Raw genomic sequence first — 24,095 nt, 5'->3', positions numbered from 1 at the left:
CTGCCATATTCCGTAGTCAACCGGCGTCCCGGCTCTCGAGCAATGAAGGATGGACGATCGCTTGATACGTGCCGTCCGACACAAGCTTCCCGCCATCCAGTCCGATCAGCACCTTATGCGATTCGAATATCCGACCGTTCTGCTCGATGCAGACCCCGTCCGGTTTCAGCGCCAGCATGAATTGCGTGCCACGGTTAATGCCGCGGTAGGGCACCAGCCGCAGCCGGTCGCGCCATGGACTATTGTCCGCGTCAAGACCCGCAAGCAGCTTGTCGACGTGCGTATCGCGGATGCGTTCCATCCATGCGGCAGGCAGCTCTGTTTGCCATAAGGACGCTTCCATCACCATCACCGGCGTTCTCGTCAGCGGATCGTAAAGTTGGTTTCCCGTATCGATCAGTCCGGTGCAATGCCATTCCCGGCCGTCAATCGTAACGGTGACCCCGGCGAGATGCGCTTCCGTCCTCTCCAGCTTCCTCCGCCCGTTCCATACGGCGCGGTATACATACAAGGCAGCGGCCGTCGCCGCAAGCACGAACCAAATCCCGGCATTAAACTCAAAGCCCAGCTTGCCTGTCCGAGCGAACCAGATCCCGTCCCACAGCTCCCCCGAGCTTTGAAGCAAATAATGAATGCCCAGCACGCCTCCGGCCGCTGCGAAATTAACGCCGTAGAACGCGGCGAAGTTGCGGGTGAAATGCTGGAGGCTCCCGAAGCCGAATGCCGTCCAGAGCATGATAATTGACAATGCGATTTTGACGAGGAAGGTGTACAGGAACGATAATGCCGGAGCGAACATAAAGACGACGTAACAGGCGCCGATAGCCGCCGCCCCCGCCAGACGCGGCCACCCGGGCCGCAGCCCGCGCACCCACGCGGTCATGAGCAGCACCGAGCCGTCGATGATGAAATTGACGGCAAATACGAGATCCGCATAAACGACGATGAGCTTCACCCTCCTGTCTGTCCGGGCAAGCGAACCGCTTGGCAGGGCGTCGGTTAACGGTTGAAATCAGTATAGGTTAATCTTATTTCAATGTCTGTCTAAACATGCCGTTACGGCCGATCTTTTTTTGTCGAGATTGACGATGAGGGCGGCATCTCGCCCCGCCGGGGCAGGAGAAGTTTTCGTACGTGACTGCAGCGCTACAGAGTGCCCGATTCGACCTATGGCAGCACACGGTCCCCGCATGGCTCGACGAAAAACGATGCCGGAGCTCCCCTAACGATAGCGATTGGACCCGAGGAAGAAAAATTCATGCCGGGTAGCGTCGGATGGCGGGAACGCGCTGCAACGGCCGAGAACGCAAAAAAATCCCGCAGCACCATCAAACCGTGCTGCGGGATTTATGAAGCTCCGGATCAACGGTCGCCGCGGGGACTTTTGCGCAGAAATGCCGGGATATCCAATTGATCGGTCGACTGATTGGAATTGAACGGCTTGAGATTCTGCGCCGAGGACGAACGCGCCTCCGGAGCGTCGGTCGGTACCTGCCCCGGCAAGCCGCGGCGCGGGCCGCCGCCCTTAATCTCGAAGCCGGTTGCAATAACCGTCACCTTGATATCGTCCTTCATATCCTCGTCGATGCTGGCGCCGAATATCATGTTAACGTCCGGATCGGACGCTGCGATGACGATTTCAGCCGCTTCGTTCACTTCGTACAGCGACAGATTCGCGCCGCCTGTAATGTTCATGATAATGCCGCGGGCGCCGTCGATCGACGTTTCGAGCAGCGGGCTCATAATCGCCTTGCGCGCCGCCTCGGCCGCACGGTTCTCTCCAGCCGCCATACCGATTCCCATCAGCGCGGAGCCGCGTTCGGTCATAATTGTTTTCACGTCGGCGAAGTCGAGGTTGATCAGGCCCGGAACCGCGATCAGGTCGGAAATGCCCTGAACGGCTTGGCGCAGCACGTTATCCGCTTCGCGGAACGCTTCAAGCATAGGGGTTTTCTTATCGACGATTTCAAGCAGACGGTCGTTCGGAATGACGATCAGCGTGTCGACCTTCTCCTTGAGCGCCTCGATGCCGAGATCGGCCTGGCCGGACCGCTTGCGGCCCTCGAAGGTGAACGGACGCGTGACAACGCCGACCGTCAGCGCTCCGCATTCCCTGGCGATTTCCGCGATGACCGGAGCGGCTCCCGTACCGGTACCGCCTCCCATACCGGCCGTGACGAACACCATATCGGCACCCTTCAGCGTGCTCGCGATCAGATCCCGCGTCTCTTCTGCCGCTTTCTTGCCAACTTCAGGGTTTGCGCCGGCGCCCAGGCCGCGCGTAAGCTTGTCCCCGATTTGAAGCTTATGTTCAGACTTGGCCAAATGCAGCGCCTGCGCGTCGGTGTTGACCGTAATGAACTCGACGCCTTTGACGCCGTTCTCGATCATCCGGTTAACGGCGTTGCTGCCGCCCCCGCCGACGCCGATCACTTTAATTTGCGCCAGTTGTTCCATATCGAAATCGAATTCCAGCATTTCTTGGTTCCCCCGATCAAATGAATTCGCTAAACATATTTTTCAGCCGCTCGAACAGTCCGGGCTTGGATGGCGCGGTTGAAGGCGTGCCCTGCTTGCGCACGGCCGCTTTCTTGGCCGGTCCGGCCGAACGGTTCCGCATATACCGGGAGACGTATTGAATCATGCCGACGCCGCTCGTATAAGCGGGGTCGCGAACACCGATGTAATCGGGGACCGCAATGCGCACGGTCGATTCCAGTTCGCTCTGCGCCAGCGCAAGAGCGCCGGGAATTGACACCGCACCGCCTGTCAGCACATACCCGTTCACCTTGTCTCCGTAACCGAGACGGCGAACCTCCTGGCGAATCAAATGGAAAATCTCTTGCATCCGCGGTTCGATAATGTTTGCCAAATCCACCTGGGAGAATTCCTTTTCCACATTGCTGCCCATACGCATCACTTTAAACTTCTGGTCGTCCGCCGCATCGTCGACGAGCGAGCAACCGAACTTCAGCTTGATTTTTTCGGCCTGCTCCGTCTGCGTCCTCAACCCGTACGAAATGTCGTTCGTGACGTATTCCCCGCCAACCGGAAGTGTCGACGTGGCGACCAGGCTGCCCTGATCAAACACGGCTATCGTACAAGAACCCGCGCCGATATCCGCCAGCACGGTTCCCATGTTCTTTTCGTCTTTGGTCAAAGCCATTTGGCCGGAGGCCAGCGACATGAGGATGACGCCCGTAATGTGCAGATCCGCTTTCTCTACGCAGCGCATGAGGTTATGTATCGCGGTCTTGGCGCCCGTAATAACGGTCGCTTCCACCTCAAGCCTCACTCCGATCATTCCGCGGGGATCGGAAATGCCATCCAATCCGTCCACCAGAAACTGCTTGGGCACAAGCCCGATAATTTCACGCTCGGGCGGCAGTGCGACAACCTTCGCTGCCTGCAGTACCCGCTCGATATCCTCTTCGCCGATTTCACGGTCCTCATTGGAAACCGCAACTACTCCGTGGTTCGTCTGAAGGGCAATATGATTGCCTTGAATGCCTACATATACGTCGGATATTTGAATGCCGACCATGCGTTCGGCGTGATCCACCGCATTGCGGATCGACTGCACGGTCTGGTCAATGTCCACGATGGCTCCCTTTCGGATGCCCTCCGAGTCGGCAGATCCAACTCCAATAATATTAATGGTTCCGTTCTGAACTTCCCCAATAATAGCACGAACTTTGGATGTACCGATGTCCAAACTGACGATGATGTCGTTGCTGCTCAACCCATGGCACCTCCGTTTCAAAAGAAATGTAATCTAAATAGTTGGAGTACATCATATAATACTAACATAACTGCGAGTCCGCAGACACTGTTCTACTTATTCAACACGCCTTATATTTTCCCTCTTTTTTCTACAATTTTTTTATGATTTGCAGCCTGCCAATTATTCTCATCAACCTGGCAGCGAGGGAGCATCGCATCATATTCCTAAAAACTTCATGAATGAAATTCTATCATTGTTTCATGGCATTGAGTAGTATCTTTTTCATTCCGCTTTATCCGTGGCGGCTTGGTTCGCCGCATAAGGCACGTAGTAATCGGAAAGCAGCGTCGTCACGTTCCCGGGCTCCTGGGTTTCGATAACGGCTTGTATGGTGCCCGCCTTCGCTTCAAGCAGGGAGACCGCCGTCACGATCTGGAATTTCGTTCTCGTGAAAATCTTGATCCGGTCCTGATAAGACTTGGACGGATAGGGGATAATTTCCGAGAAATCGGAAAGCAGCTCATCCGGAACGGCAGACAGCACGCGGGTCAGCTCCGCTTTGTTCGGGTCATTCTTCTTCCATCCGCTCAGCATCGGTTTGTCGACGACGAAATTGCTGCCGTTGCCTACCGTCGCGCCGTTCGACAAAATAGCGGTGATGAAGCCATCGTCCGTCAGCTCAAACGCGACCGCCGGGAATTCCTTCACCGTTATTGCGATTTTGCCCGGAAACGTTTTATCGACGATGACGGCTTCAACCGGCTTCAGCTTGGCGATTCGCCGCTCGATCTCGCCCTTGCTTGGGAAGAAAAACGGATCCCCCTCGACGATCCCCGAGGAGGCTCGAATGTCTTCCGCAGCGATATATTGTTGTCCGGAAACGGAAATCGTGGAAATTTTACTGATTGGCGACCGAAAAAACAACACACACAACAGCACGACGAACAGCAGCAAAAGGATGATCAGCAGCTTGCGGCTGTTTGTTGGCCCTTGCTTCGGCTGCCGCAGCGCAGGCATCGATTCAGCCATAGAGCACTTGTCCCTTCTCTCACGAAAAAACATCCGGTCCTTCAGCGAAGGAAACCAGGATGTGTGCATTAGTTTGTCAGCCAGGTACGACCCGGTTATTGGAAACGGAGGAATAACGGGAGATGCGGGCGCCCAATCGGCCGAGCATCGTTTCGATCCGATCGTATCCCCTGTCGATCCGGTGAACCTGTTCGACGACCGTTTTCCCCTGCGCGGCCAAGCCGGCGATGACAAGCGCTGCCCCCGCCCTCAGGTCGGTCGCCTCGACCGTAGCGCCATACAATCGCGGTACGCCGCGAATGACAGCCGAGTTCAGATCAACGCGGATATCTGCTCCCATACGCGTCAATTCGTCGACATGCTTGAAGCGGCCTTCGAATATCGTTTCCTTCATCACGCTTACGCCGTCCGCCAGAGCCAGCAGCACCATCACCTGGGATTGCAGATCGGTCGGAAAAGCGGGATACGGCGATGTCACGACTCTCTCGACCGCTTTCGGTCTGGAGGCGCCGCCGACCTTCATTATATCACCGTCAACGGTAACTTGAACACCTGCGCGGCGCAAAACGTGAATCAACGAGGTCAGATGCGAGGGATTGGCGTTCTGCAGCGTGATGCTGCCTCTCGTCGCTGCTGCCGCGACCATGAGCGTGCCGGTCACGATGCGGTCGGGTATGATGCGGTAGCGACATGGCACGAGCGAGCGAACGCCCTCAACCGTTATCGTGTCCGTACCGGCCCCGATGATGTTGGCGCCCATCAAGTTGAGAAAGTGCTGAAGATCCTGAATTTCAGGCTCGCGCGCGGCGTTGCTGATTGTGGTGATTCCCTCCGCCAGCACGGCGGCCATCATGATGTTTTCGGTCGCGCCGACACTGGGGAAGTCGAGGTGGACATCGGCTCCCTTAAGCTTGGCGGCTCGGCAGACGATCCGGTTGCCGTCCTCTTCGATTACGGCCCCGAGCGATTGCAGTCCGCGAAGATGGATGTCGATTTTTCGTTCGCCAATCGCGCAGCCCCCCGGCTGATAGATCTCGACCCTGCCGAACCGCGCCAAAAGCGGGCCCATGAGAAATATCGAGGATCGCATCTGGCCCATCAGCCACTCGGGGATATGGCAGGAGTCGGCGGAAGCGGTGTCGAGGATGACGGACGGTCCGATCTGCTCGGCCCGGCAGCCCAGGTCTCGTAAAATGTCGAGCATGACGTCGATATCAAGCAGATCCGGCACATGATCGATGATGACCGTGCCGTTCACCAGCATGCTTGCGGCCAAAATCGGTAAAGCGGCATTTTTCGCGCCTTGGATCGCGACCGTTCCGGAGAGCGGCTTGCCGCCTTCGATTACCAATTTGTCCAATGGTTCACCTCCGATTTAACGCTCACCCACAACCAATACTTCCGGCACCAGATCAACGCCGAACGTCGCTTTGACGGTGCATTGCATATGGTCCATCAGGGTGAGGACGTCGTTTGCCGTCGCTTGCCCGGTATTGACGATGAAATTGGCATGCTGCTCGGAGATTTCCGCGCCACCGACCCGGTAGCCTTTCAGACCTGCTTCCTGAATCAGTCTGGCCGCATAATCGCCTGTCGGATTGCGGAAAACGCTGCCCGCGCAAGCCATTTGCAGCGGCTGTGTGCGCAGTCGGCGGTCTTTGTAGGATGCCATGGCGGCCGCGATTTCCTTACGGTCTCCCGGCGCCAGCTCGAAGGTCGCTTCGACGACGACGCCAGGCGTCTCGTGCAGGACCGAGTGGCGATAGGAAAATGCCATGTCGTCACGGCCGAACCGTACCAATTCCCCCGTTTCCAGAACAATGTCGGCTGAATGGAATATACGTGACACATCCGCCCCATGCGCACCGGCGTTCATGTATACGGCGCCGCCGACCGAACCCGGAATTCCCCCTGCGAATTCGAGTCCGGTCAATCCTTCCTTACCGGCCAGCACGGATAACTTGATGAACGAGAAGGCCGCACCGGCGATCGCCCGGTTGCCCTCGAACCGTGCGTAATCGAGCCCTTCTCCCGGCTTGATCACAACGCCCCGGATACCTTTGTCGCTCACCAGCATATTCGACCCGCGACCCAGATTCGTCCATGGAACGCCGCTCGCTTGCAGCAGGCGCACGGCGCTCAGCAGCTCTTGCTTGCCGCTCGGAACGATCAACACATCAGCGGGACCGCCGATTTTCCAGGTCGTGTAATCGGCCAAAAGCTCGCCCGGCAGAACCGTGCCGACTCCGGCTTTTTTCAATTGTTCGATCAGTTGCTGCATAGTCGTTCCTCCTTATGCCGGATCGCACCGGCCCCTTCGTCCGTCAAGCCTCCGCTTTCCTTCCGGCCGATCAGGCGCGGAAACCGTACAGCCGTCGGGCGGCAGTCACGATTATGGGATAGTTTATGCCTTTCTAACAGGGAGTGTGACAATCGCCCATTACGCATCAGCGCTTGCCCGCCAGCTTCCTGAGCTCCGCCGTGATAATCTCTGCGGACTGCGGCATGCCCAGCGACCGCGCGGCTTCGCCCATCCCGCGAAGCTTGCCCGGGTCATGGATGATGGCCGAAATTTCCCGGTATAATGTATCGCCCGACAGATCCCGCTCAAGCATCATGACGGCCGCTCCTTCGTCCGCCAAGCTGCGCGCGTTCGGCTCCTGGTGATTGCCGGTAACGTTCGGCGACGGGATCAGAACCGCAGGAATGCCGAGCGCCGTAAATTCAGCCAGGAACGAGGCTCCCGATCTGCTGACGACGAGCGTTGAGGCGGCCAGCACCTCCGGCATGTTGTTCAGGTAGCGGACAAGATGCAGGTTGGAGGGCATTGTCCCTCTTTCTTTGAGGCGGGATTCGGTGCGCTCATAGTCGGCATCGCCGGTTACAAATACGAAATGGACATCGGGCATCGCATCCAGTCGATCGACCATGTCGACCACGGCGTCGTTAATCGCCCGGGCGCCGCGGCTGCCGCCGGCGATCAGGACGATCGGCGCGCCGGCAGGAACGCCGATCGAGCCGAAGCCTCGCATCTTATCCGCTTGCAACGCGTTCGTCGCGCACGGATTGCCGGTATGCAGCACACGGCCGTGCTTGCCGAAGCGTTCAAGCGACTCACGGAAGCTGACCGCAATCACGTCCGCATAGCGGCTTAAGAAACGGTTTGTCAGCCCAGGATCGACGTTCTGTTCATGGATAAGCGTCGGAATGCCCAGCTTGGCGGCCGCGTAGACGACGGGCCCGCACACGTAGCCGCCTGTCCCCACAACGGCATCGGGCTTGAACCGGCGCAGCAATTTTTTGGCGCGGGATACGCCCCGCACGAAGCGGAGCACGGTTTTCACATTTTCAAGGGAGAGCTTCCGGCGGAATCCGGTAATATCGACCGCTTCGAACGGAATGCCGAGCTCAGGCACAATCCGGCTTTCGAGACCGCGCCCGGTCCCGATGTACAGCAGCTCCGTTCCGGGTTCCTCCCGTTCCAATTGCCTTCCGATGGCAGCGGCCGGGTAGATGTGCCCGCCCGTACCGCCTCCGGTCAATACGACTCTCATAACGTCACCTCGAATAACGGGATATATTAAGCAAAATGCCCAGCGCCGTCAGCAGAAGCGTCAAGGAAGACCCTCCGTAACTGACAAGCGGCAGCGTAATGCCGGTAACCGGCAGCATGCCGATGACGACGCCGATGTTGATGAATACCTGTACGGCGACGATGCCGATAATGCCGACGGCCAGCAGGCTGCCGAAAGAATCGGGTGCCAGAATCGCCGTCCGCAAACCGCGCCAGACGAGAACGAGAAACAGCAGTATGACGGCAGCGCCGCCGATGAAGCCGAGCTCCTCGGACACGATCGAGAAAATGAAATCGGTCTGCGGCTCCGGCAAATAATTGTATTTCTGGCGGCTCATGCCGAGACCCAGGCCGATCAAGCCGCCGGGACCGATCGCGTAAAGCGATTGAATCGCCTGATAGCCGGCGCCGAGCGGGTCCTGCCAGGGATCGAGAAAAGCCGTGATGCGCTGGAGCCGGTACGGAGCCGCAAGGATGAGGCCGACAAGACCGGCCGCGCCGACCATCGCCAGCGAACCGAGATGGGCCAGCCGGGCGCCTGACGTATACAAGACGAGCAGCGATGCGCCGACCATGACCGCGCCCGTACCGAGATCCGGCTGGAGCATGATCAGCCCGAAAGCCGTTCCCATAATGGCGAGCGGCGGCAGCAGGCCCTTCGTGAATGACATGATCGCTTGCTGCTTGTCGGATAAATATCTGGCGAGAAAAATAACCATCGCCAGTTTCATGAACTCGGATGGCTGAATGCCGAACGAGCTGATGCCGAGCCAGCTGCGCGCGCCTCCGCGCACGACGCCGATGCCGGGAATAAGCACGATGAGCAGCAGGCCGAAACAAATGAGCAGACCGGCCATCGCCGTTTTGCGCCACACCCAATAGCCGGTGTTTGCGGTAAACGTCATCGCGCCGATTCCGAGCGCGGCGAACAGCAGCTGACGCTTCAAATAATAGAACGAATCGCCGAATTCGTGGAACGCCAGAACGGCGCTTGCGCTGTACACCATTACCAGGCCGATGGCCAGAATCAGCGCGATCGACCCGATCATCCACACGTCGGGAGCAGTTCGGGCTTTCGTCATGCGAGCGACACCTCTTACATCGGAAAGTAGGGACGGGCCCCCTACTTACAAGGTATGCGCCGATTGTTTAAAAATGCGCCCCCGCTGCTCGTACGACTCAAACATGTCCCAGCTCGCGCATGCGGGCGACAGCAGCACGATGTCTCCGGGCTGCGCGAGCAATGCCGCCTCGCGCACCGCCTGTCGGAGCGTCGTCTCGGCGTCCTCCAAAGGATCGACCGTTTTGACCGAGCGTAAACCCGCAAGCTCCGCCACCTTCGCAATCTTGGCGCGCGTCTCGCCGACGGCAACAACCGCCGCGACCCGTTCCTTGAACAGCGGCAGCAGCTCCATATAATCCGAGCCGCGGTCAAGCCCTCCCGCCAACAATACGATTCGCCCCTGCAGCGAGCGGACGGACATCGTCGTGGCCGTTGGATTCGTCGCTTTCGAATCGTTGTAATAGCGGACGTCGTTCTTGACGGCTACAAACTCCAACCGGTGCTCCACGCCGCGGAAATCCCGCAGCGGCGCAGCCAGCGCTGCCGGGTCCGCGCCTGCGGCCAGGGATGCGGCTATGGCCGCAAGCGCATTGGCCGCGTTATGCTTGCCCGGTATGCCGAGTTCATCCACGCGGACGATCTCCGTTCCGCCTTCCGCCCGCCGCCAGACGATCATGCGCGCAGGCGCTTCCGCCTCCGTCTCTCCGTCCCGGAACGGCGGCTCGACGCATACGCCTTCGGCAAGCTTGTGCTTCAGGGAGAACGGCAGCAGCTTGGCCTTGACCGAGTCCGCCAGTTGCCGGCAAACGGCATCGTCCCAATTCAGCACCGCAGTGTCGACCTCCGTCAGGTTCGCGAACAGCTTGGCCTTGGAAGCGACATAGTCGTCCATGCCCCCGTGATAATCCAGATGCGTCTCTGCCAGGTTGAGCAGGACAGCGACGCGCGGACGGAATGCGTTCGTTCCCTTCAATTGAAAGCTGCTGAGCTCGGCGACGAGCCAATTGTCCGGTTCTGCGGCTATCGCGGCCTCGCACAAAGGGGTACCGATATTGCCCGCGATGATCGGCTTGAGACCGGCGGCGCGCAGCAGTTCGCCCGTCCATGTGGTTGTCGTCGTTTTGCCGTTCGAGCCGGTGATGCCGATAATCGGAGCCGGCGACAGCCAGTATGCGACCTCAACCTCGGTCACGATCTCTACGCCCAGCTCCGAGGCCCGCGCTATAGGCTCGACCGTATACGGAATGCCAGGGTTTTTGACCAACAGCGCCGTATCCGCCGTGATGAGTCCCTCGGGATGTCCGCCGCAAATAACCGTGATGCCCAGCGTCTCCAGCTCGGATGCTTCGGGCGAAGACTCGCGGTCCTTCCTGTCGTTCACGACGACCTCCGCGCCGATCCCGTGGAATACCTTCGCCACGCTGACGCCGCTTCTGGCTAGACCGAGCACGACGACCCGCTGGCCCTTGTACGATTCCGGATGATTCATGATGTTCGCTCCCTTACATTATTCAAAAGCCGGGCGATGAATACGTCGGTAGCCGCGATGGCTGTTCCTCCGATGCACTGGCCGTCCGTTCCGCTAACGACGCCGCAAGGGTGTCGGGGTCAATCCAGGATGAGCGACCGTGTCGTTACCAAGCGCGCTGCAGCGCCAATCCGACCGCGGCGAGCAAGAGGCCGGCGGCCCAGAACACGGTAACCACCTTCCATTCGGACCAGCCCGACAGCTCAAAGTGATGATGGATCGGACTCATTTTAAAAATGCGCTTGCCGCGCAGCTTGAACGACCCCACCTGCAGAATGACCGAAACCATTTCAATGACGAAAACGCCGCCGATGATCACAAACAATAGCTCCGTCTTGGTGAGAATCGCCACGGCGGCGATGCCTCCCCCGATCCCGAGCGAACCAGTGTCGCCCATAAACACCTTAGCCGGATGCGCATTATAAACGAGAAAACCGAGCACGGCGCCGATCATCGCGGCGGAGAATACGGCCGATTCATGCTCCGTAGCCTGTAGCGCAACGAGCGTGAACGCCGCAAATGCTACCGCGCTCGTACCTGACAACAGGCCGTCTACACCATCCGTAAAGTTGACCGCGTTGCTGATCGCAAACAGCATCAGCACGACGAACGGGTAATAGAGCCAGCCCAGGTCGAAGCTCCAGCCTGTGCCGGGGACCGCAAGCGCCGTGCTGTGATCCATCCGGTACAGCATGACGCATACGAGCACCGAGAAAAGCAGCTGACCGGCCAACTTCTGCCGCGCTGTCAAGCCGAGCGAGCGTTTAAAAGCGATTTTGATATAATCGTCCAGAAAACCGACCAGCCCGAAGCCGAGCGACGCGGTAAGCAGCACCCAGAACTCCATTGTGCGGTCGGAAAATTTCAGAAACGAAATAAGGAAGGCCAGCATGATGATAATGCCGCCCATGGTGGGAGTCCCTCTCTTTTTCAGGTGACTCTGCGGACCGTCCGACCGCACCTCCTGGCCGAACTTCATGCGGCGAAGCAGAGGAATAAATAAGGGCCCGAGCAGCACGGCCAGCAGAAAGGAAACGCCAAGCGCAAATAATATGACTTTGATATCCAACACGCTTCCTCCCGTCATCGCGCCATGAATTGGACGATTTCTTCCATTCTCATGCCCCGCGAGCCTTTCACCAGCACCAGATCGTCCGCGGCGACGTGCTCCCGCAAATAAGCGGCAAGCTCGGCCTTCCCGTCAAAATGAACGACGCGCTCCGCCCCAAGCCCTGCGGATGCGCCTTCCGCGATATGCCGGGCGAGCGTGCCGAACGTCAGCACACGGTCGACCGTATCCGGCGATATGGCGGCGCCTGTATCGTAGTGTAGCTTTTCCTCCTCCGGGCCGAGCTCCAGCATGTCGGCCAGCACCAGCCATTTGCGGCCGAAGCCGGTCAGCTCCGCTACCAGCGCGATGGCGGCGCGTACGGCGGTCGGGTTGGCGTTGTATGCGTCGTTGAGAATCGTCGCGCCATTGTGCGCGGTTACCGTCTCGATGCGCATCCCGGTCAGCTTTGCCCCCGACAAGCCGCTGCGGATTTGATCGTCCGTAAGTCCGAGCAGCGCGCCGACCGCAACGGCCGCGAGCGCATTCGACACATTGTGGCGTCCCGGAACCGGGATTTTGAACGCGCCGCCCAGCCTGGCTGTCGAACCGTCCGCTTTGACGGTAAACGCCGATTCTTTCGCGCCGACCGCAATCGAGCCGGCCGACCAATCATGTCCTTCTCCGAGTCCGAACGTCTGCACGTCGGCCCCTTCCGACAGCTTGGCGTCACGGATGCCGACCGTCAGCAGCGGCTCGTCGCCGTTAATCAGGATCGTCCCGCCGGGACGCAGGCCCGAAGCGATTTCGAGCTTCGCCTTGGCAATGCCCTCACGGGATCCCAGCTGGAGCAGATGGGCGTCGCCAATGTTCGTCACGACTGCGATGTCGGGCAACGCAATGGCGGCCAGCAGCTCGATTTCTCCGAATCCGCTCATGCCCATCTCCAGAACGGCGCATTCCGCATCCTCGTCCATGCGTAAAATGGTGAGAGGCAACCCGATGTGATTATTCAGGTTGCCTTCGGTTTTATGTACGCGATAGGCAGCGGCAAGCACGGCGGCTGTCAAATCCTTGGTCGTCGTCTTCCCGTTGCTGCCGGTGATGCCGACCACCTTAACCTGCAGTTCCAGCCGGTATGCCCGCGCCAGCTTCTGCAGCGCCTCCAGCGTATCGCGCACGATCAGCAGCGGTCGCTGCGCCAGCTGCTCCGGCACGGGCCGGTCCTGGGACCACAGCGCCAGCGCAGCGCCGCGCCCAAAGCAGGATTCGACATATTCATGGCCGTCGAACCGTTCTCCCGTCAAGGGCACAAACAGGCGCCCTTCCGTCAGTCCGCGGGAGTCGGTTGCGACGCCGTTTACCGTCCTGTCTCTTTCCGCCTCGGCCGCAGCATTGGGCTCGCCTCCGCACATCATGGCCAATTCGGCTATCGTTCGTTTAATCACGGATGTATTCTCCTTATCGCTTGTTCGGCAACGAGCCTGTCGTCGAAGTCAAACGTTTCTTTGCCGATGATCTGGTACGTTTCATGGCCTTTCCCCGCAATCAATACTACATCGTCGGGGCTTGCCATTTCAACCGCTTTTTCAATCGCCGCGCGGCGGTCGGCAATCAGCTCGTAGCGCTCGGCGGGTACCCCGTCCGCCTGAAGTCCTGCCTCTATATCGGCCAGAATGGCGTGCGGCTCCTCCGTGCGCGGATTGTCGGAGGTGACGATGACGTAATCGGCATAGGACGCCGCAATGCGCCCCATGATGGGCCGCTTCGTCCGGTCCCGGTCGCCGCCGCAGCCGAATACGCAGTACACCTTGCGGGCCGCGAATTCGCGTACGGCCTTGAGGACGTTCTCCAGTCCGTCCGGCGTGTGCGCATAGTCGACGACGACCGCGAACGACTGTCCCGCATCGACGGCCTCCACCCTGCCCGGCACACCCGGCACCGCTTCAAGGCTCGCTTTGGCCGCCTCGAGCGATATGCCCTCGATCAGTGCGGCGCCCAGCGCCGCCAACGCGTTGTAAACGTTAAATTTCCCGACCATCCGCAGCGTAATATCCGTTTCCCCCCGGAAGGTGGCGACGTGGAACGAGGTTCCTGTGGCGGTAATGCGGATATCCGATGCCCGGATGTCCGCCTCCCGGTCAACGCCATAGGTGATCACCTCGGCCGAGGTTGCCCGCGTAAACGAGGCCGACGCCCCGTCATCGGCATTCAAGACGGCATATGAACGACGCTCCGCTTCCGCCGGATATGTATTGCCAAGCCGGGCAAACAGCAGCTCCTTGGCTGCGGCGTACCGTTCCATTGTGCCGTGGTAATCCAGATGGTCCTGCGTCAGATTCGTGAATACGACCGTACGGAAGTGGCAGCCCTTCACCCGCCCCTGCTCAAGCGCATGTGACGACACCTCCATCGCGCAATATGCGGTTCCGGCCTCCGCCATGTCGTGCAAATACCGCTGCAGATCAAGCGCTTCCGGCGTCGTGCCCGACATCGGGAAGGTCCGCCCGGCGTACCGCCGTTCGATCGTGCCGATAACGCCGGCCGGGAAGCCGGCACCCTGCATAATTTTTTCCACCAGATAGGTAACCGTCGTCTTGCCGTTCGTCCCGGTGACGCCGATCAGCTTCATCCGTTCGCTCGGATTGCCGTAAAACAGGCCGGCCATGACCGCCATCGCCAGCCTGCTGTCCTTGACGACGATCTGCGGCACGGCGGCATCGAGCCTGCGCTGGACCACGAGTGCGGTCGCGCCGCGGTCTACGGCATCCTGGGCATAATCATGGCCGTCCACAGTATGGCCCGGCAAACAGATAAACAGGTCACCCGGCTTTACTTTGCGGGAGTCCGTTTCGATGCCGGTGATCTGCGCTTCTCCGCCTTCCTGTTTAGCGGTCAACAGCATGGCCGAAAATTCACTCAGCTGCATACAATTTTCCTCCATATCCTAATTCCCCAAAAAATAATGCGAAGCTTCAAAGCTTATTTCCTATTTCTTTTTGAAGCCCCGCGGTCGGACTTTATCCCAAATAAATGAAGTAAACCTTCGAAGTTTAATCCTAATCTTTTCGGGGGCCCCGGTAAACCTGCAAATTCTTCTAGTTCCATTATGAACCATCTTCTTGAATTTCAACATTGTCTTTCCCCAAATAGATACGGATCGTCGAGCCCCGCTCCACCCGCGCGCCGGCAGCCGGAGCCTGCCGGATTACGGTGCTGCCCGTGCCGGCGGAAGCCAGATTGAAATTCATATTCAAATCCTCGTAAAGTTCCGACACCGTCTTGCCGACGAGATTCGGAACGGTGACGACCGGTGTCTCGCCGAATTTGTAATCACGGGGAAGCTGGTCCTTCCTCGGCTCCACGCCGAGCTGGACGAGCGCATCGGCCATGATGTTGCGGACGATCGGTGCGGCGACGAGTCCCCCGAACTGAATGCCCTGCGGATTGTCGACGGCGACATAAATGACGATCTTGGGATCGTCCGCGGGCGCGAAGCCGACGAACGACACGATATGCTCGTTCGGCGAATACCGTCCGTTGATCACCTTCTGCGCCGTGCCCGTTTTGCCGCCGACACGGTAGCCGTCGATGAACGCGTTCCGGCCGGTGCCTTTGGCTACGACGCTCTCGAGCGCTTCCCGTACCTGCTTCGACGTCTCGGGCGAGATCACCTGCCGCACCTTCTCCGGTTCAATGGTATCGATGATCCGACCGGTCTCGGGCTGGTACCAGGCCTTCGCCACATGCGGTTTATACAAGGTCCCGCCATTGATCGCCGCCGATACGGCAGCAATCTGCTGGATCGGCGTTACCGAAACACCTTGCCCGAAAGCCGTCGTAGCGAGTTCTACCGGACCGACCCGGTTCAGCTTGAACAGAATGCCGTTCCCTTCGCCGCGGAGATCGATGCCGGTCTTGGCACCGAAGCCGAAATTCCGTATGTACTGGAACAGCTTATCTTTACCCAAACGTTGCCCCAGTGTAACAAAGCCGGGGTTGCATGAGTTTTCGACCACTTCCAGAAAAGTCTGGCTGCCGTGACCGCCTTTTTTCCAGCAGCGCAGCCGCGCCCCGCCGACCTCGATCGCGCCCGGGTCGAAAAACCGCTCGTTCTTCAAATCGACCTTCTTCTCTTGCAGCGCGGCCGCCAGCGTGATGATTTTGAACGTCGATCCCGGCTCGTACGTCATCCAGATCGGCAGGTTCCGGTTATAGATTTCGGCAGGCACCTCGCGAAATTTGGCCGGTTCGTATGTCGGCCGGCTCGCCATCGCGAGTATTTCCCCATTATTCGGATCCATAGCAATGGCGAAAACGCTGTCGGCCCGATGCTTCACCATCGCTTGATCCAGCTCTCGCTCCATGATCGACTGGATTTGCTTGTCGATCGTCAGTTGAAGGTTGAGTCCGTCCTTCGGCTTGCTGTACGTATCCGAGGAACCGGGCATTTGCCGGCCTTTGGCATCCGAAAGAAACGAGACGCTGCCGGACAGGCCGCTGAGCAGCTTGTCATACGTCAACTCCACACCGGTCAGCCCTTGATTGTCGATCCCCGTAAAGCCGAGAACATGCGCCGCGAAGGAGCCGTATGGATTATATCGCTTATTGTCCTCGGCAACAACAATGCCCGGAAGACCCAATCCCCGGATTTGCTGCGCTTTTTCCGTTGAGATTTTTCGGCCTCCGGGCTGGATGCGGACAATGAGCTGTTTTTTGGTGATCAGCCCGTAGAGGGTTTCTTCCTTCATGCCTAACGCTTTGGCCAGCTTGGCAGCCGTCCCCGCAGGGTCCTTCACCTGAGCGGGAATCGCCATCACCGTCGGCGAACTGATGTTGTAAGCCAGCCTGATGCCGTTGCGATCCAGAATTTCCCCGCGCTTGGCGGAGAACGGAATGTTCCTGCGCCAAGAGTCCTCCGCCTTAGCCGCAAGCTCCTTGCCGTTCCAGAGCTGCACATAACCAAGGCGGACCGCCAAGGCGAGAAAGGCGACGATCGCCCCCAAGAGGACAAAGAACAGGCGCCGCCTGACCGTTGCACCCGAGATTTTCAAACACGTTCCTCCTCCGAAACGGCCGAGTACGCGGATTATGCCGCTTCTAACTCAGCTTATTCGGACGAGGTCGGCGTTAGAACAAGCCCTGCAACGGGCAGGGATGCGCCGCCGCAGCGCGCGCCGACAAGCGGGCGCTTCCCTACATCATCCGTCCGTCTCCGCAGGTCCCGGCTGCGCCGCCGCCTCGTCGGCGGCAGCGCCATCCGCCGGCGCTGCCGGCGGCGCCGGTTCTCCCGGCGGCTCGAGCACCAGCTTCAGAAACCGCTCGCCTTTGGCCGTCGCGAGAATCTGCTGCTTCACGAACCCTTGGCCTTCCGTTACGCACCTCATCCCAAGCAGGGAACACACCTCTACCGCATCGCGCAGCGACAAGCCGCGCACATTGGGCACCTCCAGCTTGTCCCGCTGTTCGGTTACCAGATAGATCCGCTGGGAAGGCGCAATGTTCGTCCCCGCCTTCGGAATTTGCTGCAGAACCGTATCTCCTTTGCCGACGACCTCATAGCCGAGCACGCGGGACCGCAGCTCTTCCGCTGCCTGCGCGACCTTAAGCTCCGTCATGTCGGGCGCGGTCACCGAAAGCTCCTTGTTGCCCTCCGCCGGCTTAACGGCGTTGTTCGGCGCTACGCCCATATGCCGCAAGCTTTGCAGGACGATTTCCTTAAATACCGGAGCCGCGACCGAGCCGCCTCCCGCGAATCTGTCTATCGGCTCGTCGACCACGACGTAGACGACAATTTTGGGGTCCTCCACCGGCGCATAGCCGATAAAGGAAACGACATATTTTTCGTCGTCGTATTTGCCGTCTATTACCTTCTGCGCCGTACCTGTTTTGCCTGCGACGCGATAGCCTTCGATATAAGCGTTCTTGCCGGTGCCGATCTCCTGATCGGAGACGACCGTCTCCAAGTACTCGCCCACCTTGCGAGCGGATTCCGACGAGATAACCTGCCGTACGACCTTCGGCTCTACCTTCACTACCTTCTTCGTCGCGGGATCGGTAATTTCCTTCACCAGATGCGGCTGCATCAGCTTGCCGCCGTTCGCCACAGCCGCAACCGCCGCGACCTGCTGGATCGGCGTAACCTGCACGCGCCCTTGACCAAACGTAAGCGTCGCCTTCTCGGTAGCATAGGTGGCCGCCACCGAACCGGACACTTCACCGTTCAGTTCGATTCCGGTTTTTTGTCCAAATCCGAAATTCCGGATGTAATTCATGAATGTCTCATTCTTCATTTTCTCATAGCCAAGTTTGATGAAGGCCACGTTGCTTGACCGTTTCAGCCCTTCGAGATAGCTGATCTCTCCCCACCCGACGCGATTGTAATCACGCAGCGGCGATCCGGCAATCGTGATGCTCCCCGACTTGTAAGTTTCGTCCGGATTGAATATGCCCTCTTCCACAGCCGCCGCCAGAGTGGCGATCTTGAACGTCGAACCCGGCTCGATAAGACCCTTGATCGCATAGTTGAAGTCGGCGCCCTCCGGTGTCTCCCAATAGACGTTCGGATTAAAGTTCGGCAGCGTGGCCATTCCGAGAATTTCCATCGTGTTCGGGTCGGCGGCGATCGCCGTGATGCTCCTCGGCTGCGATTTGTCATACGTATCCTTAATCGCCTTCTCAATGTAATACTGGATCTCGGTATCGATCGTCAACGCCACATTGCTTCCGTCCTTGGCCGGAACGTATTCAACGTCGCCGTCGGCAAGCTTCACGCGGTTGCCGTCCCGTTCATATTTAATTTTTCCGTCGGTGCCGCGCAAATAACGATCGAGCGACAGCTCAAGGCCGTTAACGGCGTCGCCCGCTTTATTCAAATAACCGAGCACATGGGACGCCATCGTATTTTTGGGATAAAAGCGTTTCTGGTCCTCGATCAGGTAGATGCCCACATCTTTTTCGCCCGTCTGTTGCCGCAGCTGCTGCTTGAAGGCTTCCACCCGGTCGGCGAGCTCCTTGTCGATTTTCCAGCCTTCGCTGCGAACCTCGCGCTGCAGGTAAAACTCGCCTTTCTTATTCTTCTTGGTTAGGATATCCCGCAGCTCCGATTCCGGCTTGCCCAGCAACAAGTTGAACTTGCTCGCAATCTGGTCCGCAAGGCCTAGCTCATTAACGACCTTCGGATTGACGGCCACCGTGAAGCCTGCCACGTCCATCGCCAGGACGTTTCCTTCGCGATCCGTAATCGTACCGCGGGCGGCCGGAATATTCTCGGATGTGGTCCATGCCTCCTTCGCCTTCTCATACCAGAAATCGGCGCGAACGACTTGAACGAAATATACGCGGCCCACCAAAACAAGAAATAGGAGGGTGATGAGCCCCCCTATAAGCAGCGTGCGAAGCTTTATTCGCTTATTCACGTTATCCCCCTATTCTTTCATTGCTGTCTGGCTGGAGCCACTGCCGAGCTCGACCGAAATCACTTCCTGGTCGTTCGGGATCATGCCGAGCTCCTCCGCTTTCCGCTTGATCATGCCCGGATCACTGAGCGTTTCGTATTTTCTCTGCAGTTCTTTCTGCTGCACGGAAAGCGCCTCGTACTTCTCGGTCAGCTGCTTGATTTCCAGATTCATCTGATAGATTTGCGCATATCGGAAAATGATGACCCCGGCCACGATCACACACATGACGACGGTGAACAGATAGAGCAACTTCTCTTGGACGGGCAGCGTTTTCCGGCGGACGACTACTTTTTTCTTCGTTTGGACGGAGGTTTGCCGCTCCTGCCGTTTTTGCGGTTGAACAGCCAGATTGCCGTGCATATAGGCCATGGATCAAGTTCCCCTTTCATGTTACGTTGTTCGGTATCGCGGTAATCGCCCGTCAAGCCGGGCGCATTGTGTTTACAATTTTTCGGCGACTCGCAGCTTGGCTGAACGGGAGCGCGGGTTCGCATCCAATTCCTCGGGGCCGGGCTCGATCGGCTTGCGGTTGATGAGCTTCAGCACACCCTTCGCTCCGCATACGCACAACGGAAAATCCGGCGGACAACTGCATTTTTCAACAAATTTCGCAAAAATCTGCTTGCAAATTCTGTCCTCCAGGGAATGAAACGTGATGACCGACACTCTGCCGCCCGGCGCGAGGCACCGGACTGCCTGCAGCAGCGCCTCCTCCTCTGCGCCGAGCTCGTCGTTCACCGCAATCCGCAACGCCTGAAACGAACGCTTCGCAGGATGGCCGCCCGTCCGCCTTGCGGCTGCGGGAATGCCGGCTTTGACCAGCTCGGCCAGCTCGCTCGTCGTCTCGATCGGCTTGCGTGCGCGGGCTTGGACGATTCCCTTCGCAATGCGCCGGGCGAACTTCTCTTCCCCGTAGCGGTCAAGAATGCGGGAGATTTCGTGTTCTTCCCATTCGTTGACGATTTCATGGGCCGTCAGCGTTCCTTCCCGGTCCATCCGCATGTCGAGCGGCGCATCGTGCTGATAGCTGAAGCCGCGCTCGGCCTCATCCAGCTGCGGGCTGGACACGCCGAGATCGAACAGAATGCCGTCTACTTGCGGCACGCCGTCCCGTTCGGGAACGCCAGCCTCGCGCAGCGCCTGCTCCAAATCCCTGAAATTGCTTTTAATCAGCGTGATTTTATGTATATATGGGGCCAGCCGGATGCGCGCATTGTCATGCGCCCAGTCGTCCTGATCGAGTGCGATCAGCCTTCCGTTATCCCCGAGCCGCGAAGCGATAAGCTCACTGTGCCCAGCTCCGCCAAGCGTGCAATCGACGTAAATGCCGTCAGCCTTCACCAACAGGCCGTCCACCGCTTCCTCTTTCAGCACCGTCACATGTTGAAACAATCGTCAGCCCTCCCGGCTTTGTTCTGGTCCGATACGGGCCTGCTCTCAGAAGTTGAAATCGAAATCGACGAGCTTCTCGGCAATTTCATTGAAGGCTTCCTCAGATTGCTGGTTATAGCCCTCCCAAATTGCCCTGCTCCATACTTCCACCCGGTTGGATACGCCGATCACGACGCAATCCTTGTCCAACTTTGCATATTCGCACAGGTTGTTCGGCAAATTTACCCTTCCCTGTTTGTCCAGCTCGCATTCCGTCGCCCCCGAGAAGAAAAAGCGGGAGAACGCGCGGGCGTCCGATTTCATGAGCGGCAGCGATTTGAGCTTCTGCTCCAATACGCTCCACTCGCTCATCGGATAGACGAACAAGCAGTTGTCCAGGCCGCGAGTTACGATGAATTGCGGGCCAAGGTTCTCGCGGAACTTGGCGGGAACGATCAAACGGCCTTTTTCGTCGATGCTGTGTTGATACTCACCCATGAACATCCGGCCGCTCCACCTCTCCCCCCAAATTACCCACTTCGCCCCACTTTTCACCACTTAGCTTGAATAATTCGCCACCTAAAATAAAATTCCTGCTCGATGAGCAGGAATTTTTGAAAATATTTTATGAGGTTAACGAATCGTTTCAGCTACTGCTACTGCTGCTGGGCCATTCGGACAAGGATATGTGCGAGCATATGGCGCTCTTCCTGCTGGCCGGCCTTCCACAGCTCCTGAAGCAGCTTTTCCTCGCGGTTGCGCGGTTCTTCGTGGGATGACAAGTAGTCGGCCACCTTCTCCGCCGTCTTCGCCATCTGCTCCTCGCTCATCCCGAGCTTTTCCGCCATCTCGATCCGTTTGCCCAGATACTGCTTGAAGCCTTCGAAGCTGCTTAGAATTTCTACTTTCCTATCCTCGCCGATTTTATCGATCGCTTGCTCCACCTTGCCCATATTCACGGCCCCGTCCTTCTCCACCACATGCTGTTGCTCGGTCATTCGGAACGCCTCCTTCAAGTGTTAGATGCGACAAGCATTTTTAACCGGGTACGCACGTTTTCAATCAGAAGACGAACTATCGTCAACTTTAGGTGCGGGTGAACCGGGTCGCCGGGAAAAAGAGACTGGCGGCAGCGGCACGCCGTGCCGCTACTCCGCCGAATTGAGGGAGACCGCGAAATGTGCGGACGATGGCGAACCACACAAAAAAGCCGCAGCAGCGTCGATTTCCGATGCCGCTGCGGCCCAGGCCTAAGGCGAACTCACATTTATTAATGCTCTTGCCAGCTATCCAAATACGACTTCTGCTCGTCGGACAGCCTGTCGATGCCGGTGCCGAGCGACTCCAGCTTGAAGCGCGCCACCTGCTCATCCAGCTCGTACGGTACGTTGACGACAAGGTTGCCGATCGCCTCGTACTGCTCGTTCACGTATTTAAGCGACATCGCCTGCAGGGCGAATGTCATGTCCATTATTTCCGCAGGGTGGCCGTCGCCCGCAGCCAGGTTCACGAGACGTCCCTCCGCCAGTAGGTAAATGCTGCGGCCGTCCTTCAGCTGATACTCCTCAATGTTGCGGCGAACCGTACGCTTGCCGGTTGACAGCGCCTCGAGCTCCGGCTTGTTAACCTCGACGTCGAAATGGCCCGCGTTGGACAGAATTGCGCCGTCCTTCATCACGGCGTAATGCTCGCCGCGGATGACATCCCGGTTGCCCGTTACCGTTACGAAAAAATCACCCTGCTTGGCGGCTTCCAGCATCGGCATGACAGCAAAGCCGTCCATGTACGCCTCGACCGCTTTGATCGCATCGATCTCGGTGACGATGACGTTGGCTCCGAGACCTTTTGCCCGCATCGCCACGCCTTTGCCGCACCAGCCGTAGCCGACGACAACCACGGTTTTGCCCGCGACGACCAGATTGGTCGTCCGGTTAATGCCGTCCCATACCGACTGGCCCGTGCCGTACCGGTTATCAAACAGGTACTTGCAGAATGCGTCGTTGACGGCAACCATCGGAAACTTGAGGGAACCGTCTTTCTCCATCGCCTTGAGGCGTAAAATGCCGGTCGTCGTCTCCTCGGCGCCGCCGCGCACGTTTTCCAGCAAATCCTGGCGCTCGCTGTGCAGAATCGTCACAAGATCGCCGCCGTCGTCGATAATCAGATCCGGCTTCGTTTCCAAAGCTTTAACCAGCAATTCCTTGTATTCCTGCGGGGAAGGATTGTATTTCGCGAACACCGTAATGCCATCCTCGACGAGCGCCGCGCACACGTCATCCTGCGTGGACAGCGGGTTGCTGCCCGTAATCGTCACATCCGCTCCGCCGGCAGCCACGACCTTTGCCAAATAAGCCGTTTTCGCCTCCAGATGAAGCGAGATCGTAACCTTCAGCCCTTTAAAAGGCTGCTCCTTCTCGAATTGTTCGCGAATCCGGTTCAGAACCGGCATGTGGGCTTGCACCCAGTCGATTTTCAAATGTCCTTCCGGCGCCAATCCCATATCGGCGACGATGCTTTTTTCTTTTACGTTCAATGCAAACTCCTCCTACAGATGAATGATATAGTGCCCGCCCGATCGGTTGCACGGAACCGCCAGAAGGCTGTCAAGCCAGTGGCTGCCGAACCGGTTCCACAGCGATGTGTAATTGATGACGCGCTCCTGCGGCTTGTCCTCCGGCCTCAGCCACACCGCCACCCTGTCGAATCGTCTCATCTCGGCCTCATAACGCAAACGGTGTGCTTCCTTGGCTCTCGCCCGCAAAAACCGAACCTGCTCAATAATTCTCTGCTTATTCTTCTCGCCGAGCTCGGCAAGTCCGGCCTCCAGGGCCGGCAGCGTCTGCAGCAGCGGCTCGTACACCTCTGTAAAACGGCGCTCCGTCTCCTCGAACAGCTCGTCGAGCGACAGCGTGTCCCGCCCGTCCAGCCACGCCTGCTTGCATTCCTCGAACCGGGACCGGACATCCTCGAACGACAGTCCGTAAGCCGCCATATATTTCCGGATTCCGTCGTCCGTCACCGTGAAGGAGGTGCGCGGCATTACGATCGGCATCGCCATGCCGAACGATCGGAAAGCCTCGCCGAGCTGGGCCCAGTATGCGATTTCCGCGGGGCCCAATACGGACGCCAGAACAGGCAATACGTAATCCTGCATCAAGGGACGCGTCAGCACGTTGTTGCTGAACAGTTCGGGCGCTTCGGCCGCCAACGACAATAACGCACGCTCCGAAACGCCGAAAGTCCCCTTGCGGTCGGTGAAGCCGCCGCCGTCCTGCCGATACAGCAGCACCCGCTCGCC

20 protein-coding genes are annotated in these 24,095 nt (G+C 58.5%); all 20 read right to left on the bottom strand.

Annotated features, from left to right (window positions below):
- Positions 1 to 16: 16 nt before the first annotated feature.
- Positions 17 to 955 (bottom strand): sigma-E processing peptidase SpoIIGA, encoded by a 939-nt coding sequence (gene spoIIGA / locus BG52_RS06405; protein ID WP_051587549.1) that lies wholly within the window; start codon positions 953 to 955, stop codon positions 17 to 19.
- Positions 956 to 1,362: 407 nt separating this feature from the next.
- On the bottom strand, positions 1,363 to 2,478 hold the full coding sequence (gene ftsZ / locus BG52_RS06400) for a cell division protein FtsZ (protein WP_036581310.1): 1,116 nt from the start codon (positions 2,476 to 2,478) through the stop codon (positions 1,363 to 1,365).
- A 16-nt stretch (positions 2,479 to 2,494) separates the two neighbouring features.
- The gene (ftsA, locus tag BG52_RS06395) at positions 2,495 to 3,742 is read right to left on the bottom strand and encodes a cell division protein FtsA (protein ID WP_036581307.1); all 1,248 of its coding nucleotides are present in this window, start codon (positions 3,740 to 3,742) and stop codon (positions 2,495 to 2,497) included.
- 264 nt (positions 3,743 to 4,006) lie between these two features.
- On the bottom strand, positions 4,007 to 4,753 hold the full coding sequence (locus tag BG52_RS06390) for a cell division protein FtsQ/DivIB (RefSeq protein ID WP_036581304.1): 747 nt from the start codon (positions 4,751 to 4,753) through the stop codon (positions 4,007 to 4,009).
- Positions 4,754 to 4,829: 76 nt separating this feature from the next.
- Complete coding sequence (murA, locus tag BG52_RS06385) at positions 4,830 to 6,113, bottom strand: UDP-N-acetylglucosamine 1-carboxyvinyltransferase (RefSeq protein WP_036581302.1); 1,284 nt, start codon at positions 6,111 to 6,113, stop codon at positions 4,830 to 4,832.
- A 15-nt stretch (positions 6,114 to 6,128) separates the two neighbouring features.
- The gene (gene murB, locus BG52_RS06380) at positions 6,129 to 7,034 is read right to left on the bottom strand and encodes a UDP-N-acetylmuramate dehydrogenase (protein WP_036581300.1); all 906 of its coding nucleotides are present in this window, start codon (positions 7,032 to 7,034) and stop codon (positions 6,129 to 6,131) included.
- A 166-nt stretch (positions 7,035 to 7,200) separates the two neighbouring features.
- Entirely contained in the window at positions 7,201 to 8,307 is a 1,107-nt protein-coding gene (gene murG / locus BG52_RS06375) for an undecaprenyldiphospho-muramoylpentapeptide beta-N-acetylglucosaminyltransferase (protein WP_036581298.1), read from the bottom strand.
- A 4-nt stretch (positions 8,308 to 8,311) separates the two neighbouring features.
- A complete protein-coding gene (spoVE, locus tag BG52_RS06370; protein ID WP_036581295.1) occupies positions 8,312 to 9,409 on the bottom strand; it encodes a stage V sporulation protein E in 1,098 nt (365 codons plus the stop codon).
- A gap of 45 nt (positions 9,410 to 9,454) precedes the next feature.
- On the bottom strand, positions 9,455 to 10,879 hold the full coding sequence (gene murD / locus BG52_RS06365; protein WP_036581292.1) for a UDP-N-acetylmuramoyl-L-alanine--D-glutamate ligase: 1,425 nt from the start codon (positions 10,877 to 10,879) through the stop codon (positions 9,455 to 9,457).
- A gap of 145 nt (positions 10,880 to 11,024) precedes the next feature.
- Positions 11,025 to 11,987: a phospho-N-acetylmuramoyl-pentapeptide-transferase gene (gene mraY / locus BG52_RS06360; protein ID WP_036581289.1), complete on the bottom strand. Its 963-nt coding sequence runs from the start codon at positions 11,985 to 11,987 to the stop codon at positions 11,025 to 11,027.
- Between the two features lie 14 nt (positions 11,988 to 12,001).
- The gene (locus BG52_RS06355) at positions 12,002 to 13,414 is read right to left on the bottom strand and encodes a UDP-N-acetylmuramoyl-tripeptide--D-alanyl-D-alanine ligase (protein WP_036581286.1); all 1,413 of its coding nucleotides are present in this window, start codon (positions 13,412 to 13,414) and stop codon (positions 12,002 to 12,004) included.
- Entirely contained in the window at positions 13,411 to 14,895 is a 1,485-nt protein-coding gene (locus tag BG52_RS06350; RefSeq protein ID WP_036581283.1) for a UDP-N-acetylmuramoyl-L-alanyl-D-glutamate--2,6-diaminopimelate ligase, read from the bottom strand. Before BG52_RS06350 ends, BG52_RS06355 begins: the two co-directional genes overlap by 4 nt.
- A gap of 178 nt (positions 14,896 to 15,073) precedes the next feature.
- Positions 15,074 to 17,020, bottom strand: coding sequence for a stage V sporulation protein D (locus tag BG52_RS06345; RefSeq protein WP_036581280.1), 1,947 nt, complete (start codon positions 17,018 to 17,020; stop codon positions 15,074 to 15,076).
- 147 nt (positions 17,021 to 17,167) lie between these two features.
- The gene (locus tag BG52_RS06340) at positions 17,168 to 19,384 is read right to left on the bottom strand and encodes a penicillin-binding transpeptidase domain-containing protein (protein WP_051587550.1); all 2,217 of its coding nucleotides are present in this window, start codon (positions 19,382 to 19,384) and stop codon (positions 17,168 to 17,170) included.
- Positions 19,385 to 19,393: 9 nt separating this feature from the next.
- A complete protein-coding gene (gene ftsL2 / locus BG52_RS06335; protein ID WP_036581277.1) occupies positions 19,394 to 19,795 on the bottom strand; it encodes a cell division protein FtsL in 402 nt (133 codons plus the stop codon).
- 72 nt (positions 19,796 to 19,867) lie between these two features.
- Positions 19,868 to 20,818, bottom strand: coding sequence for a 16S rRNA (cytosine(1402)-N(4))-methyltransferase RsmH (rsmH, locus tag BG52_RS06330; RefSeq protein WP_036581275.1), 951 nt, complete (start codon positions 20,816 to 20,818; stop codon positions 19,868 to 19,870).
- Between the two features lie 45 nt (positions 20,819 to 20,863).
- Positions 20,864 to 21,301, bottom strand: a complete 438-nt coding sequence (gene mraZ / locus BG52_RS06325; protein ID WP_036581272.1) for a division/cell wall cluster transcriptional repressor MraZ — start codon at positions 21,299 to 21,301, stop codon at positions 20,864 to 20,866.
- Positions 21,302 to 21,453: 152 nt separating this feature from the next.
- Complete coding sequence (locus tag BG52_RS06320; RefSeq protein WP_036581270.1) at positions 21,454 to 21,795, bottom strand: DUF3243 domain-containing protein; 342 nt, start codon at positions 21,793 to 21,795, stop codon at positions 21,454 to 21,456.
- 272 nt (positions 21,796 to 22,067) lie between these two features.
- The gene (locus BG52_RS06315; protein ID WP_036581267.1) at positions 22,068 to 23,330 is read right to left on the bottom strand and encodes an adenosylhomocysteinase; all 1,263 of its coding nucleotides are present in this window, start codon (positions 23,328 to 23,330) and stop codon (positions 22,068 to 22,070) included.
- Positions 23,331 to 23,342: 12 nt separating this feature from the next.
- Positions 23,343 to 24,095 (bottom strand): bacillithiol biosynthesis protein BshC (gene bshC / locus BG52_RS06310; protein WP_036581265.1); only part of this gene is annotated, 753 nt, incomplete at its 5' end.

Source organism: Paenibacillus darwinianus, assembly GCF_000598065.1.
GTDB classification, from domain to species: domain Bacteria; phylum Bacillota; class Bacilli; order Paenibacillales; family Paenibacillaceae; genus Paenibacillus_I; species Paenibacillus_I darwinianus.
The sequence above is the reverse complement of the archived record's forward strand: the minus strand, read 5'-3'. Positions and strand labels throughout refer to the sequence as shown.

Bases quoted from the DNA above. Each gene is read 5' to 3' on its own strand.
- ftsL2 (WP_036581277.1), bottom strand. From the start codon at position 19,795: ATGGCCTATATGCACGGCAATCTGGCTGTTCAACCGCAAAAACGGCAG.
- murD (WP_036581292.1), bottom strand. From the start codon at position 10,879: ATGAATCATCCGGAATCGTACAAGGGCCAGCGGGTCGTCGTGCTCGGT.
- BG52_RS06320 (WP_036581270.1), bottom strand. From the start codon at position 21,795: ATGACCGAGCAACAGCATGTGGTGGAGAAGGACGGGGCCGTGAATATG.
- murG (WP_036581298.1), bottom strand. From the start codon at position 8,307: ATGAGAGTCGTATTGACCGGAGGCGGTACGGGCGGGCACATCTACCCG.
- BG52_RS06350 (WP_036581283.1), bottom strand. From the start codon at position 14,895: ATGCAGCTGAGTGAATTTTCGGCCATGCTGTTGACCGCTAAACAGGAA.
- ftsZ (WP_036581310.1), bottom strand. From the start codon at position 2,478: ATGCTGGAATTCGATTTCGATATGGAACAACTGGCGCAAATTAAAGTG.
- spoVE (WP_036581295.1), bottom strand. From the start codon at position 9,409: ATGACGAAAGCCCGAACTGCTCCCGACGTGTGGATGATCGGGTCGATC.
- mraZ (WP_036581272.1), bottom strand. From the start codon at position 21,301: ATGTTCATGGGTGAGTATCAACACAGCATCGACGAAAAAGGCCGTTTG.
- murB (WP_036581300.1), bottom strand. From the start codon at position 7,034: ATGCAGCAACTGATCGAACAATTGAAAAAAGCCGGAGTCGGCACGGTT.
- BG52_RS06390 (WP_036581304.1), bottom strand. From the start codon at position 4,753: ATGGCTGAATCGATGCCTGCGCTGCGGCAGCCGAAGCAAGGGCCAACA.